This is a genomic window from Pseudomonas sp. PA-4-8C (assembly GCF_021606625.1).
Lineage (GTDB): Bacteria > Pseudomonadota > Gammaproteobacteria > Pseudomonadales > Pseudomonadaceae > Aquipseudomonas > Aquipseudomonas lactis.
This window is the reverse complement of record NZ_WKCD01000047.1, coordinates 1-13,800: the sequence shown is the minus strand read 5'-3', so window position 1 is coordinate 13,800 and position 13,800 is coordinate 1. Positions and strand designations below refer to the sequence as shown.

The following is a 13,800-nucleotide window of genomic DNA, read 5'->3' as shown; positions in this document are numbered from 1 at the left end:
GGTAAAACTCTCCTGGCCCTTTTTTATTTCTGTTTCAGGAGATTCCCATGAGCGACCCGCTCGATAAAGCCACCTCACGGGCGCCTGCTACCTTGGGCGAGGGCTGTTTGAGTCGTTACGACCCCGACGCGCTGGATGCCGAGGATGGAACTGATTTTCCAGGCGCGGCGCGTTTATGGGAGCAGACACAGGCGCAGGACCAGCCGCCTGCCGCCCCTGAAAAAGACGCTTGAGCAGCGGTTTGCCGACCATCAATAGAAACACTGGCGCACCGGCCAGCAAATAGAAGTAATAGGTCACCGCTCGCCAGATCAGAATCGCCGCCGCCGCCGTGGATGTGCCCACCATGGGCGCCAGCAGTGCCGCTGACGTCAACTCCGCTGCGCCGGCCCCGCCTGGCGCGAGGCTGAACTGCCCGGCAGTCAGCGACAGCATCTGGATCAGAAAACTCCAGGCCCACTGCACCTCACCGCCCAACCCGCGCAGCGCCAGGTACAGCACGCTGTAACGCAGCAACCAATGCAGGCTGGTCAGCGCAAAGACCCCAAGCAAGGTGCTCCGGGGAAGTTTCAGCGTGGCGCTGAACGCCGCAAGAAAACGCAGCAACCGGCGTGCCCAGTGTCGGCGGGCGGTAGCGCCGACCTTCATGGCCTTGAGTGCCAAACCCGCCAGGCGAATCAGCCGTCGGTGAAAATGCACCACGGCCCAGCCACTGATCACCCCACCCACCATCGACACGGCGCTGAGCCCCAGCAACCACTCCATACGCGGGCTGATGCTATGAAACAGCGCATACAGCAGGATGCCCACCAGTGCGCAGAGAAAAAACACCAAGTCGCTCAGTTGGTCCATGGCGAACACCGCACTGCCGTGGGCGGGGCGCACGCCGTGACGTGCCAGCAGTGCCATCAGGGTCAACGGCCCGCCGCTGCCACCGGGTGTGGCGCACATGGCGAACTCGGTGGATATCACCACGCCTAGGCTTTTGAGCGGCCCTAACCGAGCGCGATGCTCGCCAAGCAACAGGCGGATGCGCAGGCTGTTGATCAGCCAACAGCCGATGATCATGGTGAACATCCCCAGCAACTGGGGCAGCGGAAACTGGCGCAGGCGTGTAATGCTATCGCCGCCGCCCAGCCACAGTGGGATCACCAGCGCCACCAAGAGCGCCAACATTAACCAGATCAGTCGGCCCATGGCTGCGTCGCCAGCCAGGCGGCCTTGGTTTGGGGGACGCGCCCCGCGTTGAGCAGGCGTTGCAGGGTGTGCAGCCAATAATCGCGGGAAAACCTGTGGCGCATGTCCACCGGGTGCAATCCCAGTCGGATCAGCGGGGCCTTCTGCCACCGCTGTTCCCGGCGGTCGCTGAGGACTTTGGATAATCCCCGGCGCCAGGCACTGCGCGCACTCCACACCAGGCCGGGGGCGTTGATAGGCGTGAAGTCCGGCAGGCGATAAAAATGTTGTGGGTCGCTGGTGTAGCTCAGCGGCAACTGGCGCAATGCCTGCCGGGTGCCGTCGCTCATCAACCAGGCGGGTGCAACAAAGCCATGCAGCGGCCAACCATTACGCTGGAATACCTCAATGCCGGCGGTCAGCCGCCGCAACGCCTCGGCTTCGGACAGCTGGTAAAACTCGCCTTCGTGAGTATAGATGCGTCGCATAAACCATTCTTTTGGCGTACGCGGCCGAGGTTGGTCGTCGCAATGGTAGTAACCATGCAAGGTGAGTTCATCGCCCTTGGCGACACGGCTATCGAGCAGGCGCCGAAAATCGCGGTGGGCGGCCAAGTCGTCATGGTGATGGAAGTCCGGCACCACCAGCCAAGTGATGGGCACGTTGCCCAGTGCGTCGACGGCCTCGACAAAGGGCCGGTAGTCGGCCCAGGTGTGCGGTGCCACGTCGTGCAGTACCAGCATCAGCGCGCGCTCAGCCATGGGCGAGCATCGGTTCATGGCTGCCCAGCACGGCGTAGTAATGCCCCAACAGGCTGTCGACTACCGTGTCCCACGCATAGTGCTGCTCGACATGGCGCCGAGCCTGGGCCCCCAGGCGTCGGCTGTCGGTACTGAACAGCTCGCGCACCGCATCGGCCATGGCCTTGGGGTTGTACGGCGCGCACAGCAGGCCACAACGCTCATCGACAATCTCGGTAAAGGCCCCGGCCGCCACGGCGACCACCGGAATACCGCAGGCCATGGCTTCCAGAATCACCAGGCCGAAGGTCTCCTGGTCGCCGCCATGCAGTAAGGCGTCGGCGCTGGCCATCAGCCGCGCAACATGCTGGGCGGGCCGGAATCCATCTATCACGGTGACATTGTCCGGCACGCTGGCCGGCATGCCGGAGCCCACCAGCAGCAAGTGGTAGCCATCCCCCAGGCGCTTCATGCAGTTGAGCAGCACCGGCAGGTTTTTCTCCTTGGAGCCGCGCCCGGCGAAGATCAGTAGCCGAGTGTCTTCGCCAATCCCCAGTTCGGCGCGCAGGCCGGGGTCACGTACCTCAGGGGTGAAGGTTTGCAGGTCTACGCCCAGGGGTTGCACGAAGACATTTCTGACGCCAAGCCCGGTGAGCTTGTCGGCCATGACCTGGCTGGGGGCGAGCACACGGTCAAAATTCCCATAGAGTTTGCGCACATAGGCTTCAACATTGGGGGTAAACCAAGGCCCCATGCGGTTGCTCACCAGCAGTGGCAGGTCGGAGTGGTAGAAGCCGATGACCGGCACATCCAACTGGCGCCGGGCATCCAGGGCTGCCCAGGCGGTCAGGTAAGGGTCGCCCACTTCGATCAGATCGGGCTGTAAATCGTGCAGGACATTTCGCCATGGCGCCAAGCGAACGGGGAAACGGTAGCCTTTGCCGAAGGGCAGGGCGGGCGCCGGTACTTTGAAGATGCCGTCCTGCTCGCTCAAATGTGCGCCGGGGATCAACAGGCTGTGGCGAATGCCCGGCTTGAGCGCCAGACGCCGGTGCTTGGCGTCAAGGTAAGTGCGTACGCCACCGCTGGCCGGGGCGTAGAACATGGTTATGTCAGCGATATGCACGATGAACATCCCTCCGATCCATTGCTCTCCCTAGATGGACCTGAGGTAAGGATAGATGTTCGATTGGGATTGGTGTGTTTGCCGGTCGGTTAAACGCAGGTCCCCTGTGGGAGCGGGCTTGCTCGCGAAAGCGGTGAGTCAGTCAGTACATCTTCAACTGATAGACTGCTTTCGCGAGCAAGCCCGCTCCCACATTGGATCGCCTTGCGTTCGTTTTAATGGTCGGTGTTGTTAATCAGATCCGGAAACTGCCCACCAATTGCTTCAAACGCGAGGCCTGTTGTTCCAGGTCCGAGCAGGCGCGCAGGGTCGATTGCAGGTTTTCCACCCCTTCCTGGTTGAGGGTGTTGATCTCGGTGATGTCCATATTGATCGACTCCACCACCGAGGTCTGTTCTTCAGTGGCAGTGGCGACCGATTGGTTCATGCCGTCGATCTCGCCAATGCGCTGGGTCACGCTGTTCAGGCGCTCGCCGGCCAGGTTGGCGATTTCCACGCTGTCCAGGCTGTGGCGTTGGCTTTCGCTCATGGTGCTCACCGAATCCCGAGCGCCCACCTGTAGCTCTTCGATCATCGTCTGCACCTGTTGCGCCGACTCCTGAGTGCGATGAGCCAGGTTGCGCACTTCATCGGCTACCACCGCAAAGCCACGCCCGGCTTCGCCGGCGCGCGCCGCTTCGATCGCCGCGTTGAGCGCGAGCAGGTTGGTTTGCTGGGAAATGCTGGTGATCACCTCAAGGATCTGGCCGATATTCACCGTTTTGCTGTTAAGTGCTTCGATATTGGTACTGGAGGTGCTGATCATGCTGGATAACAGCGTCATCGCCTTGATATTGCGTTCAACCACCTGCTGGCCGTCCTCGGCGAGGTGCCGTGCATCGCTGGCCTGGTTAGAAGCCTGTGCAGCATTGCGTGCGATCTCCTGGGCTGCCGCCCCCAGTTGGTTGATGGCCGCAGCAACGCTGTTCGTACGGTTGGCCTGTTCGTCTGAATTGACCATCGACGAATTCGAGGCGCTGACCACCCGCAGGGCCACCTCATTGACGTGCTCGGTGGCGGAAGACACTTCGCGGATCGAGGTATGAATGCGCTCCACGAAGCGGTTGAACGCATTGCCCAGGGTGCCGAACTCATCATTGTTCTGGATGGTCAGGCGGCGGGTCAGGTCGCCTTCACCGTCGGCAATGTCCTGCATGGCGCGGGTCATCAGGTGCAGAGGTTGCAGCAAGACGCGGATGAGCATGCCGAGCAGGGCGATAATGATCACCACCGCGATGATCGTGGCGATCACCGCCGAGGTGCGAAACTCACTGAGCATGGCGAAAGACTTGTCTTTATCCACCGAAACGCCCAGGTACCAGTTCACCGAGGGCAGGCCCTTGATCGGTGTGAACGTCACGATATTGGTCTTGCCGTTGGCTTGCACTTCGCTGAAGTCAGCGCTGATCTTTGGTGTGTCTTTTGGATAAACGTCCGCCAGGGTCTTCATCACCAGGGCTTTATCCGGGTGCACCAGCACTTTACCGTCAGCGCTGACCAGGAACGCATAACCCATGCCGCCAAAATCCAACGCGCCGATGTTATCCACCAGGGTCTGCAGGCTCAGGTCGCCACCGACTACGCCGATGCTTTGGCCGCCCTTGGCGCTGGGCGTGGCGACAGAAATGATCAGTTGCCCGGTCGCCGCGTCGATATAGGGTTCGGTCAGGGTCGAGCCGTTACTGGCCTGGGCGCCTTTGTACCAGGGGCGAACACGTGGGTCGAAGCCGTCGGGCATCTTGGTATCAGGGCGGATGGTGAATGTGCCCTGGCTGTCACCGACGTAGGTGGCCATGAATGACGAGGTCAGCGCTTTCTGCTCCAGCAGGCTGGCGACGACCGTTTTTTCAGGGTTGATGGCGATGTTCTGTGCGGCGTTTTCCACCAGGGCGATACGTCCGGTGAGCCAGGTCTGGATGTTGCCGGCGGTGACGTCGCCCATCTCATGCAGGTAGTTATTGAGGTCGTCGCGAATCGCGTTGCGCTGCAGGTAGTCGTTGTAAAGGGTAAACAACGCAAAGGCGGCGATGACGATAAGGGAGGCTGCAAGCAGGATCTTGTGGCTGAAGCGCAGATTTTTGTTCATGGCTTGAAGGGTCCGCTAAGGTCTTAATATCCGAGGCGCATCCTATGCGGGAGGCGCAAAATGGCAGCGTCAAAAAAGGTGTGGTATTTCTGGTGATAGCTCCGTTGGTCCGTATCGGAATTATCTGACCGTTTTTTAGTCTTTGTCGGGCTTACATCCGTCTATATCGACCTCGCGGCACTAAAGATTAACCATAGGTGACGAAATGCCTGACTCCACACAACTGCTTATCGGTGCCGGCCTTGACGGCCAGCCCATCGCCCAGTCCATGCGCCTGGCCAACCGTCATGGGTTGATCGCCGGCGCCACGGGCACCGGCAAGACCGTCACCTTGCAGCGCCTGGCGGAAGCCTTCAGTGATGCGGGCGTGGCGGTGTTCGCTGCCGACATCAAGGGCGACCTCTGCGGCCTGGGCGCCGCCGCCAACCCCCAGGGCAAAGTGGCCGAGCGTATTGCCGGTATGCCCTTCCTTAATTACACCGCCCAGGCGTACCCGGTCACCCTGTGGGATATCCACGGCCAATCCGGTCACCCACTGCGCACGACCATCAGTGAAATGGGCCCGCTCTTGCTCGGCAGCCTGTTGGAACTCACCGACAGCCAACAATCGGCGCTCTATGCGGCATTCAAAGTGGCCGACCGCGAAGGCCTGTTGCTGCTGGACCTCAAGGACCTCAAGGCACTGCTCAATCACCTGCGCTATCACCCGGAACTGCTGGGCGAAGACGCCGCCTTGATGACCACCGGTTCCAGCCAGGCCTTGTTGCGGCGCCTGGCAGTGCTGGAGCAGCAGGGCGCCGAAGCCTTGTTTGGCGAGCCGGCCCTGCAACTGGAAGATATTTTGCAGCCCGCCAGCGATGGGCGTGGGCGCATCCACCTGCTGGACGCCAGCCGCTTGGTGCATGAAGCGCCGAAGGTCTACGCGACCTTCCTGCTGTGGCTGCTGGCAGAGTTGTTCGAACAATTGCCGGAACGCGGCGATGCCGACAAACCGTTGCTGGCGTTGTTTTTCGACGAGGCGCACTTGTTGTTCGCCGATACGCCAAAAGCCTTGCAGGAGCGCCTGGAGCAGGTGGTGCGCCTGATCCGTTCCAAAGGCGTCGGCGTGTATTTTGTCACCCAATCGCCGGGCGACTTGCCGGACACGGTACTGGCGCAACTGGGCTTGCGCATCCAGCACGGTTTGCGTGCGTTCACCGCCAAAGAGCAGAAATCCCTACGGGCGGTGGCGGACGGTTTCCGGCCCAACCCGACATTCGATACCTTGTCGGTGCTCACAGAGTTGGGCACCGGTGAGGCATTGGTGGGAACCTTGCAGGAAAAGGGCACGCCAGAAGTCGTCCAGCGCGTACTGGTTGCTCCTCCGCAATCGCGGATCGGGCCGCTCAGCGAAGCCGAACGCAAAGCGTTGATCGCCAGTTCGCCGCTGTTGGGGCGCTATGACAAGCCGGTGGATCGTGAGTCTGCCTATGAAGTGCTGATGGCCCGCAAGGAACTTGGGCCTGCCGAGCAGGCCGCGCCGGCCGCCGAAGAGCCGAGCTTCACCGACAAGGCCGGTGCCTTCCTGGGGACCACGGCGGGCAAGGCGTTGAAATCAGCCATGCAGCAGGCCGCCAATCAGATGGGGCGTCAGTTGGTGCGGGGTCTGCTCGGTTCGTTATTGGGCGGCAGCAAACGCAAGTAGCGCTTCAGGCTTTGGGCCGGGCATGGGCGGCCAGCCGTTCCAGGGCGGCGCGCAAGCCAGGGTCGTTGATCCCTTCGGCGGTGGCCTGAAGGGTTTCGGCGGCTGTTTCCGACAGGTCCAGGGTATGCCCCACTGCGCCTTGCGGCACGGTGGGTGGCTGCACCTTGAACTGAATGCGCGTCAAACCGGCGAACTCTTCAAACACCATCAACTGGCGCTGCAAGCGTTTTTGCTGATAACGCAAGCGGGTGGCCCAATGACCATCGGTGACAATTAACAGCAGATTGCCTTCCCGCCAGGACGCCACATGACAGTGCTCACGTGCGGCCGGTTGCAGCTGGCTTTCAAGCAGGCGTTGCAAATGGCCCAGGCGCTTGGCATGGCCAAAGATGGCTTTCAACGGCTTGGCTTCGCGAAGCAACACGCCGGGAGCGCGGGCTGTGAGAGGGCGAAATGCCATGTTTAGACACCTTAGGTAACAGAGCGGCTATCTTAGCAGAAAGCGCCTGCACACCCCGAGGCTCTGCGTCGGCTGGGCTTTGCCCATGAAATCAATAAGTAACTTCTGCACTCCATGGGTTGAAGTTCGCGCAAAAGCCCTTATTTTAAACAAGCCCTCTCACAGCGCCGTGCCTGCCTCGGGGAACAACGCCACTTTCCTCACCCACGATTCCGGGTAGAATGCGCGTTCGCAATGCGGCCGTGAGGGCTGCTCGGGCCACTCACGGTGCGCCCTCCATCCCTATGTGTGGAAGAACCTGCCGATATGTTTGCGCCTTTGTTAAAGAAACTTTTTGGAAGCAAGAATGAGCGCGAAGTCAAACGCATGCTCAAGACGGTGCAGCTGGTCAATGCCTTCGAAGAGCAGATGGTTGCTCTGTCGGACGAGCAATTGCGCGCCAAGACCCAAGAGTTCAAGGCCCGCATAGCCAAAGGTGAAACCCTCGACAAGCTGCTGCCCGAAGCCTTCGCGGTCGCCCGTGAAGCCGGTAAGCGCGTCATGGGCATGCGCCACTTCGACGTCCAGTTGATCGGCGGCATGACCTTGCATGAAGGCATGATTGCCGAAATGCGCACCGGTGAAGGCAAGACCCTGGTGGCAACCCTGGGCGTCTACCTCAACGCACTGTCCGGCAAGGGCGTGCACGTTGTGACGGTGAACGACTACCTGGCTCGCCGGGACGCCAACTGGATGCGCCCGCTGTATGAATTCCTCGGCCTGACCGTCGGCGTGGTAACGCCGTTCCAGCCGCCGGAAGAGAAGCGCGCCGCGTACGCCTGCGATATCACCTACGGCACCAACAACGAATTCGGTTTCGACTACCTGCGCGACAACATGGCGTTCAGCATGGATGAAAAATTCCAGCGTGAACTCAACTTTGCCGTGATCGACGAAGTCGACTCCATCCTCATCGACGAAGCCCGTACCCCGCTGATCATCTCCGGCCAGGCCGAAGACAGCTCGCGCCTGTACACCGAGATCAACAAGTTGATCCCGCGCCTGGAGCAGCACATCGAGGAAGTGGAAGGCGTGGTGACCAAAGAAGGTCACTTCACCATCGACGAGAAGACCCGCCAGGTCGAACTCAACGAAGCCGGTCACCAGTTTGTCGAAGAGATGCTCACCCAGATCGGCGAGCTGGCCGAAGGTGAAAGCCTGTACTCGGCGCACAACCTGGGCCTGTTGACCCACGTGTATGCCGGCCTGCGCGCCCACAAGCTGTTCCATCGCAACGTCGAATACATCGTGCAGGAAGGCCAGGTGGTTCTGGTCGACGAGCACACCGGTCGTACCATGCCCGGTCGTCGCCTGTCCGAAGGCCTGCACCAGGCCATCGAAGCCAAGGAACACCTCAACATCCAGGCCGAAAGCCAGACGTTGGCGTCCACCACCTTCCAGAACTACTTCCGTCTGTACAACAAGCTGTCCGGCATGACCGGTACGGCCGACACCGAAGCGTTCGAATTCCACCAGATCTACAACCTGGCCGTGATGGTCATTCCGCCGAACAAGCCGTTGGCGCGTAAAGACTACAACGACCTGGTGTTCCTGACCGCCGAAGAGAAGTACGCGGCGATCATCAATGACATCAAGGACGGCATGGCCAAGGGCCGTCCGATCCTGGTGGGTACCGCCACCATCGAGACTTCCGAGCACGTGTCCAACCTGCTCAACAAGGAAGGCATCGAGCACAAGGTACTGAACGCCAAGTTCCACGAAAAAGAAGCCGAGATCATCGCCCAGGCCGGTCGCCCAGGCGCACTGACCATCGCCACCAACATGGCCGGTCGTGGTACCGACATCCTGTTGGGCGGCAACTGGGAAGTGGAAGTGGCCTCGCTCGACAACCCGACACCCGAGCAGATCGCCCAGATCAAGGCCGACTGGCAGAAGCGCCACCAGGCCGTACTGGAATCCGGTGGCTTGCAGGTGATCGCGTCCGAGCGTCACGAATCGCGTCGTATCGACAACCAGCTGCGTGGCCGTGCCGGTCGCCAGGGTGACGCCGGTTCCAGCCGCTTCTACCTGTCGCTGGAAGACAGCCTGATGCGTATCTTCGCGTCGGACCGGGTGAAGAACTTCATGAAAGCCCTGGGCATGCAGTCCGGTGAAGCGATCGAGCACCGCATGGTGACCAACGCCATCGAGAAGGCCCAGCGCAAAGTAGAAGGCCGTAACTTCGACATTCGTAAGCAACTGCTCGAGTTCGACGACGTCAACAACGAACAGCGTAAAGTGATCTATCACATGCGTAACACGTTGCTGGCCGCCGACAACATTGGCGAGACCATCGCTGATTTCCGTCAGGACGTGCTCAACGCCACTGTCAGCGCGCATATCCCGCCACAATCGCTGCCTGAGCAGTGGGATGTTGCCGGCCTGGAAGCGGCATTGAAGAGCGACTTCGGTGTGGACTTGCCGGTTCAGCAATGGCTGGACGAAGACGACCACCTGTACGAAGAAACCCTGCGCGAAAAACTGATGGCCGAGCTGCTGGCTGCGTACAACGAGAAAGAAGAGCAGGCGAGTGCCGAAGCACTGCGCACCTTCGAGAAACAGATCGTATTGCGCGTGCTGGATGACCTGTGGAAAGACCACCTGTCGACCATGGACCACCTGCGCCACGGTATCCACCTGCGTGGCTACGCCCAGAAGAACCCGAAGCAGGAGTACAAGCGCGAGTCGTTCACGCTGTTCTCCGAATTGCTGGATTCGATCAAGCGCGACTCGATCCGCGTGCTGTCCCACGTTCAGGTGCGTCGCGAAGACCCGATCGAGGAAGAAGCACGCCTGCGTCAGGAAGCCGAGGCCCTGGCGGCGCGCATGCAGTTCCAGCACGACGAAGCGCCGGGCCTGGATGAGCCTGAAGCCTTGGGTGAAGAGGTCGATGTGGCCCTGGCCCAGACCCCGGTTCGCAATGACCAGAAGCTGGGTCGCAACGAACTGTGCTACTGCGGTTCGGGCAAGAAATTCAAACACTGCCACGGCCAGATCGAATAAGATTTTCGCCTGACGCTGCAACACCCCGCGCCGCGACCGGCCTTTGCCGTCGCGGCGTTTTGCCATTAATTCCCACCGTCGATAGCGACGGCACAGACATCACCTATTTTTAAGGAGCGCATTCATGGCTGTTGGTCTTGGTCCTTTGCCCACGTTGCACCCGGTTGCCGGTTTTGAACTCGGTATCGCTTCGGCCGGCATCAAGCGCCCGGGGCGCAAGGATGTAGTGGTGATGCGTTGTGCTGAAGGCTCGACCGTGGCGGGTGTGTTCACCCTCAACGCCTTCTGCGCCGCACCGGTGATTCTGGCCAAGCAGCGCGTGGCCGGTTCGATCCGTTACCTGCTGACCAACACCGGCAATGCCAACGCCGGCACCGGCGAGCCAGGCCTCGTCGCGGCGGCGCGCACCTGCGCCAAGCTGGCCCAGTTGACCGGCGTCGATGCCAGCCAGGTGCTGCCGTACTCCACCGGTGTGATCGGTGAGCCGCTGCCGGTGGAAAAAATCGAAGGCGCCCTGCAAGCCGCGCTTGATGACTTGTCTGTGGATAACTGGGCGGCTGCGGCCACCGGCATCATGACCACCGACACCTTGCCCAAGGGCGCGAGCCGACAGTTTGTGCATGACGGCGTGACCATCACCGTCACTGGTATCAGCAAAGGCGCAGGCATGATCCGCCCGAACATGGCCACCATGCTCGGCTATATCGCCACCGACGCCAAAGTCTCCCGCGATGTGCTGCAACGCCTGATGCTGGACGGCGCCAACAAGTCGTTCAACCGCATCACCATCGACGGTGATACGTCCACCAACGACTGCTGCATGCTGATCGCCACCGGCCAGGCCAACCTGCCGGAAATCACTTCTACCGAAGGCCCATTGTTTGCGGCGTTGAAGCAGGCGGTGTTCGAAGTGTGCATGGACGTGGCCCAGGCCATCGTGCGTGACGGCGAGGGCGCGACCAAGTTTGTCACGGTTGAAGTCAACGGCGGCGGCAGCCATCAGGAATGCCTGGATGTGGGCTACACCGTGGCGCACTCGCCGCTGATCAAGACTGCGTTGTTTGCATCGGACCCGAACTGGGGCCGCATCCTGGCTGCCGTTGGCCGTGCCGGCGTGCCGGACCTGGACGTGAGCAAGATTGACGTATTCCTGGGCGACGTATGCATCGCCAGCCGTGGCGCCCGTGCCGAAACTTACACCGAAGCCCAGGGTTCGGCGGTAATGCAGCAGGAAGAAATCACCATCCGCATCGAACTGGGCCGCGGCGAGTGCAGCGAAACCATCTGGACCACCGACCTGTCCCACGAATACGTGAAGATCAACGCGGAATACCGTACCTGAAAATGACCCTCCCCCTGTAGGAGCGAGCTTGTTCGCGAAAAACTCAAGGCCACCGCGTTTATCCAGGATGCACGCGTTATCGTTGACGTTCTTCGCGAGCAAGCTCGCTCCTACAAAGGGCTATAACGAGAGGAAGCAGTGGCGTGAAACGAGTGCATGTAGCAGCAGCGGTGATCCGCGGTGTCGATGGCAGGATCCTGCTGGCGCGCCGTGCCGATACTCAGCATCAAGGCGGCCTCTGGGAGTTTCCCGGCGGCAAGGTGGAGGCCGATGAGTCGGTTGCCACGGCCTTGTCCCGTGAATTGCAGGAAGAGCTGGGCATCCAGGTCACCACGACGCGGCCGCTGATCAAGGTGCAACATGACTATCCGGACAAACAGGTATTGCTGGATGTCTGGGAAGTCTCGGCTTTTACCGGCGAGCCCCATGGCGCTGAAGGGCAGCCGTTGGCGTGGGTGGCACCGCGGGACCTGGTCAACTATGAATTCCCGGCGGCGAATGCGCCGATTGTCGCTGCGGCACGCTTGCCTGCCGAGTACCTGATCACCCCTGGCGAGCTGGAAACCCCGACGCTGTTGCGCGGTATCCAGAAGGCTATTGCCGGTGGCATCAAGCTGGTTCAATTGCGTGCCCCTAACGGTTACGACCCCAAATACCGTGACCTAGCGGTGGATGCGGTGGGCCTGTGTGCTGGCAAGGCGCAACTGATGCTCAAGGGGCCGTTTGAGTGGCTGGGTGATTTTCCCGCTGCCGGCTGGCATATGACCTCGGCGCAGTTGCGCAAATACGCCAGTAAGGGTCGACCGCTGCCCAAAGACCGCTGGCTGGCGGCTTCGTGCCACAACGCTGAAGAGCTGGCGCTGGCAGAAATGATGGACGTGGATTTTGTCACCCTGTCGCCGGTGCAACCGACCCAGACTCATCCGGATGCCCAGCCGTTGGGTTGGGAGCAGGCGCAGCAGTTGATCGCCGGGTTCAGCAAGCCGGTATTTCTGTTGGGCGGGGTTGGGCCGGCGCAGCGGGAGCAGGCGTGGGAGGCTGGTGCGCAAGGTGTGGCAGGTATTCGGGCGTTCTGGCCGCAGGTGTGATGAGCGTTCCCACGCTCTGCTGATCGTGCTGATCGTTCCCACGCTCTGCGTGGGAATGCCTCTTGTGACGCTCTGCGTCACGCTTTGGGACGCGGAGCGTCCGTTGATGCATTCCCACGCAAAGCGTGGGAACGATCTGCTCAGTGTGGCTTGGCCGCCGCCTGCCACAACACTTCCGCAACACCTTGGCGTTTGGCAATCACCCTGGCCGCCACAAACAGCAAATCCGACAACCGATTGATGTACGCCAACCCCACACCCTCCAACGGTTCCACCGCATTCAGGTGCTGACAACGGCGTTCGGCGCTGCGCGCCAGGCTGCGGCACACATGGGCTTGAGCGATCAACGCTGAACCGCCAGGCAGGATGAAATTCTCCAGCGGCCCGAGTTCCTCGTTCCAGCGATCAATCGCAGCCTCCAGCCGATCCACTTCCGCCGCATTCAACGCCTTGTACACCGGCATGGCCAGCTCACCGCCCAAGTCAAACAGACGGTGCTGGCAAGGGGTGAGCACTTCAATCACATCCTTCAACGCCGGATGCTTGCCGCTTTGTTCTTCAAGGTTGGCCAGCAGCAGGCCCAACTGGCTGTTCAGCGTATCCACCTCGCCAATCGCTTCCACGCGTGGATGGTCCTTGGGCACGCGGCGGCCGTCGCCGAGGCCGGTTTCGCCTTTGTCGCCGGTACGGGTGTAGATCTTCGACAGGCGAAAGCCCATGGTCAGTGCTCCAGTTGGGTAAATTCAGTGGGGGGCAATTGGCTGCCGGCCAGAGGCAGGCGCAAGGTAAAGCAGGTGCCCTGGCCCAGGGTGGAATGCACTTCCATCTGGCCCTTGTGGTTGTTGGTGATGATGAAATACGACACCGACAGCCCTAGCCCGGTGCCCTGGCCGATTTCCTTGGTAGTAAAGAAGGGTTCGAACGTACGTTTGCGCACGTTTTCGCTCATGCCGATGCCGTTGTCTTCCACCTGGATTTCGGCCCACGGCGGGTTGAGGCGGGTGCGCAGAATAATGC

At 61.0% G+C, this 13,800-nt stretch carries 11 protein-coding genes and 1 pseudogene; 4 read left to right on the top strand and 8 right to left on the bottom strand.

Going from position 1 to position 13,800, the window contains the following annotated elements:
- Positions 1-87: 87 nt before the first annotated feature.
- The 5 genes and pseudogenes from GIW04_RS10815 to GIW04_RS31450 all read right to left on the bottom strand — a co-directional run.
- Entirely contained in the window at positions 88-1,197 is a 1,110-nt protein-coding gene (locus tag GIW04_RS10815) for a lysylphosphatidylglycerol synthase transmembrane domain-containing protein (RefSeq protein ID WP_120248596.1), read from the bottom strand.
- The gene (locus tag GIW04_RS10810) at positions 1,185-1,937 is read right to left on the bottom strand and encodes a DUF2334 domain-containing protein (RefSeq protein ID WP_120248597.1); all 753 of its coding nucleotides are present in this window, start codon (positions 1,935-1,937) and stop codon (positions 1,185-1,187) included. The genes GIW04_RS10815 and GIW04_RS10810 overlap by 13 nt, the downstream gene beginning before the upstream one ends.
- Complete coding sequence (locus GIW04_RS10805) at positions 1,930-3,051, bottom strand: glycosyltransferase family 4 protein (RefSeq protein WP_120248598.1); 1,122 nt, start codon at positions 3,049-3,051, stop codon at positions 1,930-1,932. The genes GIW04_RS10810 and GIW04_RS10805 overlap by 8 nt, the downstream gene beginning before the upstream one ends.
- Positions 3,052-3,277: 226 nt before the next feature.
- Positions 3,278-4,042 carry a methyl-accepting chemotaxis protein gene (locus GIW04_RS31455; protein ID WP_373878135.1) on the bottom strand — a complete coding sequence of 255 codons (765 nt, stop codon included), beginning with the start codon at positions 4,040-4,042 and terminating at the stop codon, positions 3,278-3,280.
- Between the two features lie 93 nt (positions 4,043-4,135).
- Positions 4,136-5,167: pseudogene (locus GIW04_RS31450) on the bottom strand (HAMP domain-containing protein); the annotation flags it as partial.
- Between the two features lie 205 nt (positions 5,168-5,372).
- Between GIW04_RS31450 and GIW04_RS10795 the strand changes: the two are divergent.
- On the top strand, positions 5,373-6,851 hold the full coding sequence (locus tag GIW04_RS10795; protein WP_003193888.1) for a helicase HerA-like domain-containing protein: 1,479 nt from the start codon (positions 5,373-5,375) through the stop codon (positions 6,849-6,851).
- A gap of 4 nt (positions 6,852-6,855) precedes the next feature.
- Here GIW04_RS10795 and GIW04_RS10790 read toward each other — a convergent pair whose 3' ends face one another.
- Entirely contained in the window at positions 6,856-7,311 is a 456-nt protein-coding gene (locus GIW04_RS10790) for a DUF721 domain-containing protein (protein WP_003193887.1), read from the bottom strand.
- A 306-nt stretch (positions 7,312-7,617) separates the two neighbouring features.
- On the opposite strand from GIW04_RS10790, the gene secA reads away from it, so the two are divergent.
- The 3 genes from secA (at position 7,618) to GIW04_RS10775 (ending at position 12,783) form a co-directional block, all read left to right on the top strand.
- The gene (secA, locus tag GIW04_RS10785; protein WP_003193886.1) at positions 7,618-10,353 is read left to right on the top strand and encodes a preprotein translocase subunit SecA; all 2,736 of its coding nucleotides are present in this window, start codon (positions 7,618-7,620) and stop codon (positions 10,351-10,353) included.
- A gap of 124 nt (positions 10,354-10,477) precedes the next feature.
- Positions 10,478-11,695: a bifunctional glutamate N-acetyltransferase/amino-acid acetyltransferase ArgJ gene (gene argJ / locus GIW04_RS10780; RefSeq protein ID WP_003193885.1), complete on the top strand. Its 1,218-nt coding sequence runs from the start codon at positions 10,478-10,480 to the stop codon at positions 11,693-11,695.
- A gap of 143 nt (positions 11,696-11,838) precedes the next feature.
- Positions 11,839-12,783 carry a Nudix family hydrolase gene (locus GIW04_RS10775; RefSeq protein ID WP_034134379.1) on the top strand — a complete coding sequence of 315 codons (945 nt, stop codon included), beginning with the start codon at positions 11,839-11,841 and terminating at the stop codon, positions 12,781-12,783.
- Between the two features lie 140 nt (positions 12,784-12,923).
- Here the strand turns inward: GIW04_RS10775 and GIW04_RS10770 are convergent, their stop codons facing one another.
- Positions 12,924-13,502, bottom strand: coding sequence for a cob(I)yrinic acid a,c-diamide adenosyltransferase (locus tag GIW04_RS10770; protein ID WP_120248599.1), 579 nt, complete (start codon positions 13,500-13,502; stop codon positions 12,924-12,926).
- 2 nt (positions 13,503-13,504) lie between these two features.
- Positions 13,505-13,800 (bottom strand): sensor histidine kinase (locus GIW04_RS10765; protein WP_236478978.1); only part of this gene is annotated, 296 nt, incomplete at its 5' end.

Bases quoted from the DNA above. Each gene is read 5' to 3' on its own strand.
- GIW04_RS10815 (WP_120248596.1), bottom strand. From the start codon at position 1,197: ATGGGCCGACTGATCTGGTTAATGTTGGCGCTCTTGGTGGCGCTGGTG.
- GIW04_RS10810 (WP_120248597.1), bottom strand. From the start codon at position 1,937: ATGGCTGAGCGCGCGCTGATGCTGGTACTGCACGACGTGGCACCGCAC.
- GIW04_RS10805 (WP_120248598.1), bottom strand. From the start codon at position 3,051: ATGTTCATCGTGCATATCGCTGACATAACCATGTTCTACGCCCCGGCC.
- GIW04_RS31455 (WP_373878135.1), bottom strand. From the start codon at position 4,042: ATGGTCAATTCAGACGAACAGGCCAACCGTACGAACAGCGTTGCTGCG.
- GIW04_RS10795 (WP_003193888.1), top strand. From the start codon at position 5,373: ATGCCTGACTCCACACAACTGCTTATCGGTGCCGGCCTTGACGGCCAG.
- GIW04_RS10790 (WP_003193887.1), bottom strand. From the start codon at position 7,311: ATGGCATTTCGCCCTCTCACAGCCCGCGCTCCCGGCGTGTTGCTTCGC.
- secA (WP_003193886.1), top strand. From the start codon at position 7,618: ATGTTTGCGCCTTTGTTAAAGAAACTTTTTGGAAGCAAGAATGAGCGC.
- argJ (WP_003193885.1), top strand. From the start codon at position 10,478: ATGGCTGTTGGTCTTGGTCCTTTGCCCACGTTGCACCCGGTTGCCGGT.
- GIW04_RS10770 (WP_120248599.1), bottom strand. From the start codon at position 13,502: ATGGGCTTTCGCCTGTCGAAGATCTACACCCGTACCGGCGACAAAGGC.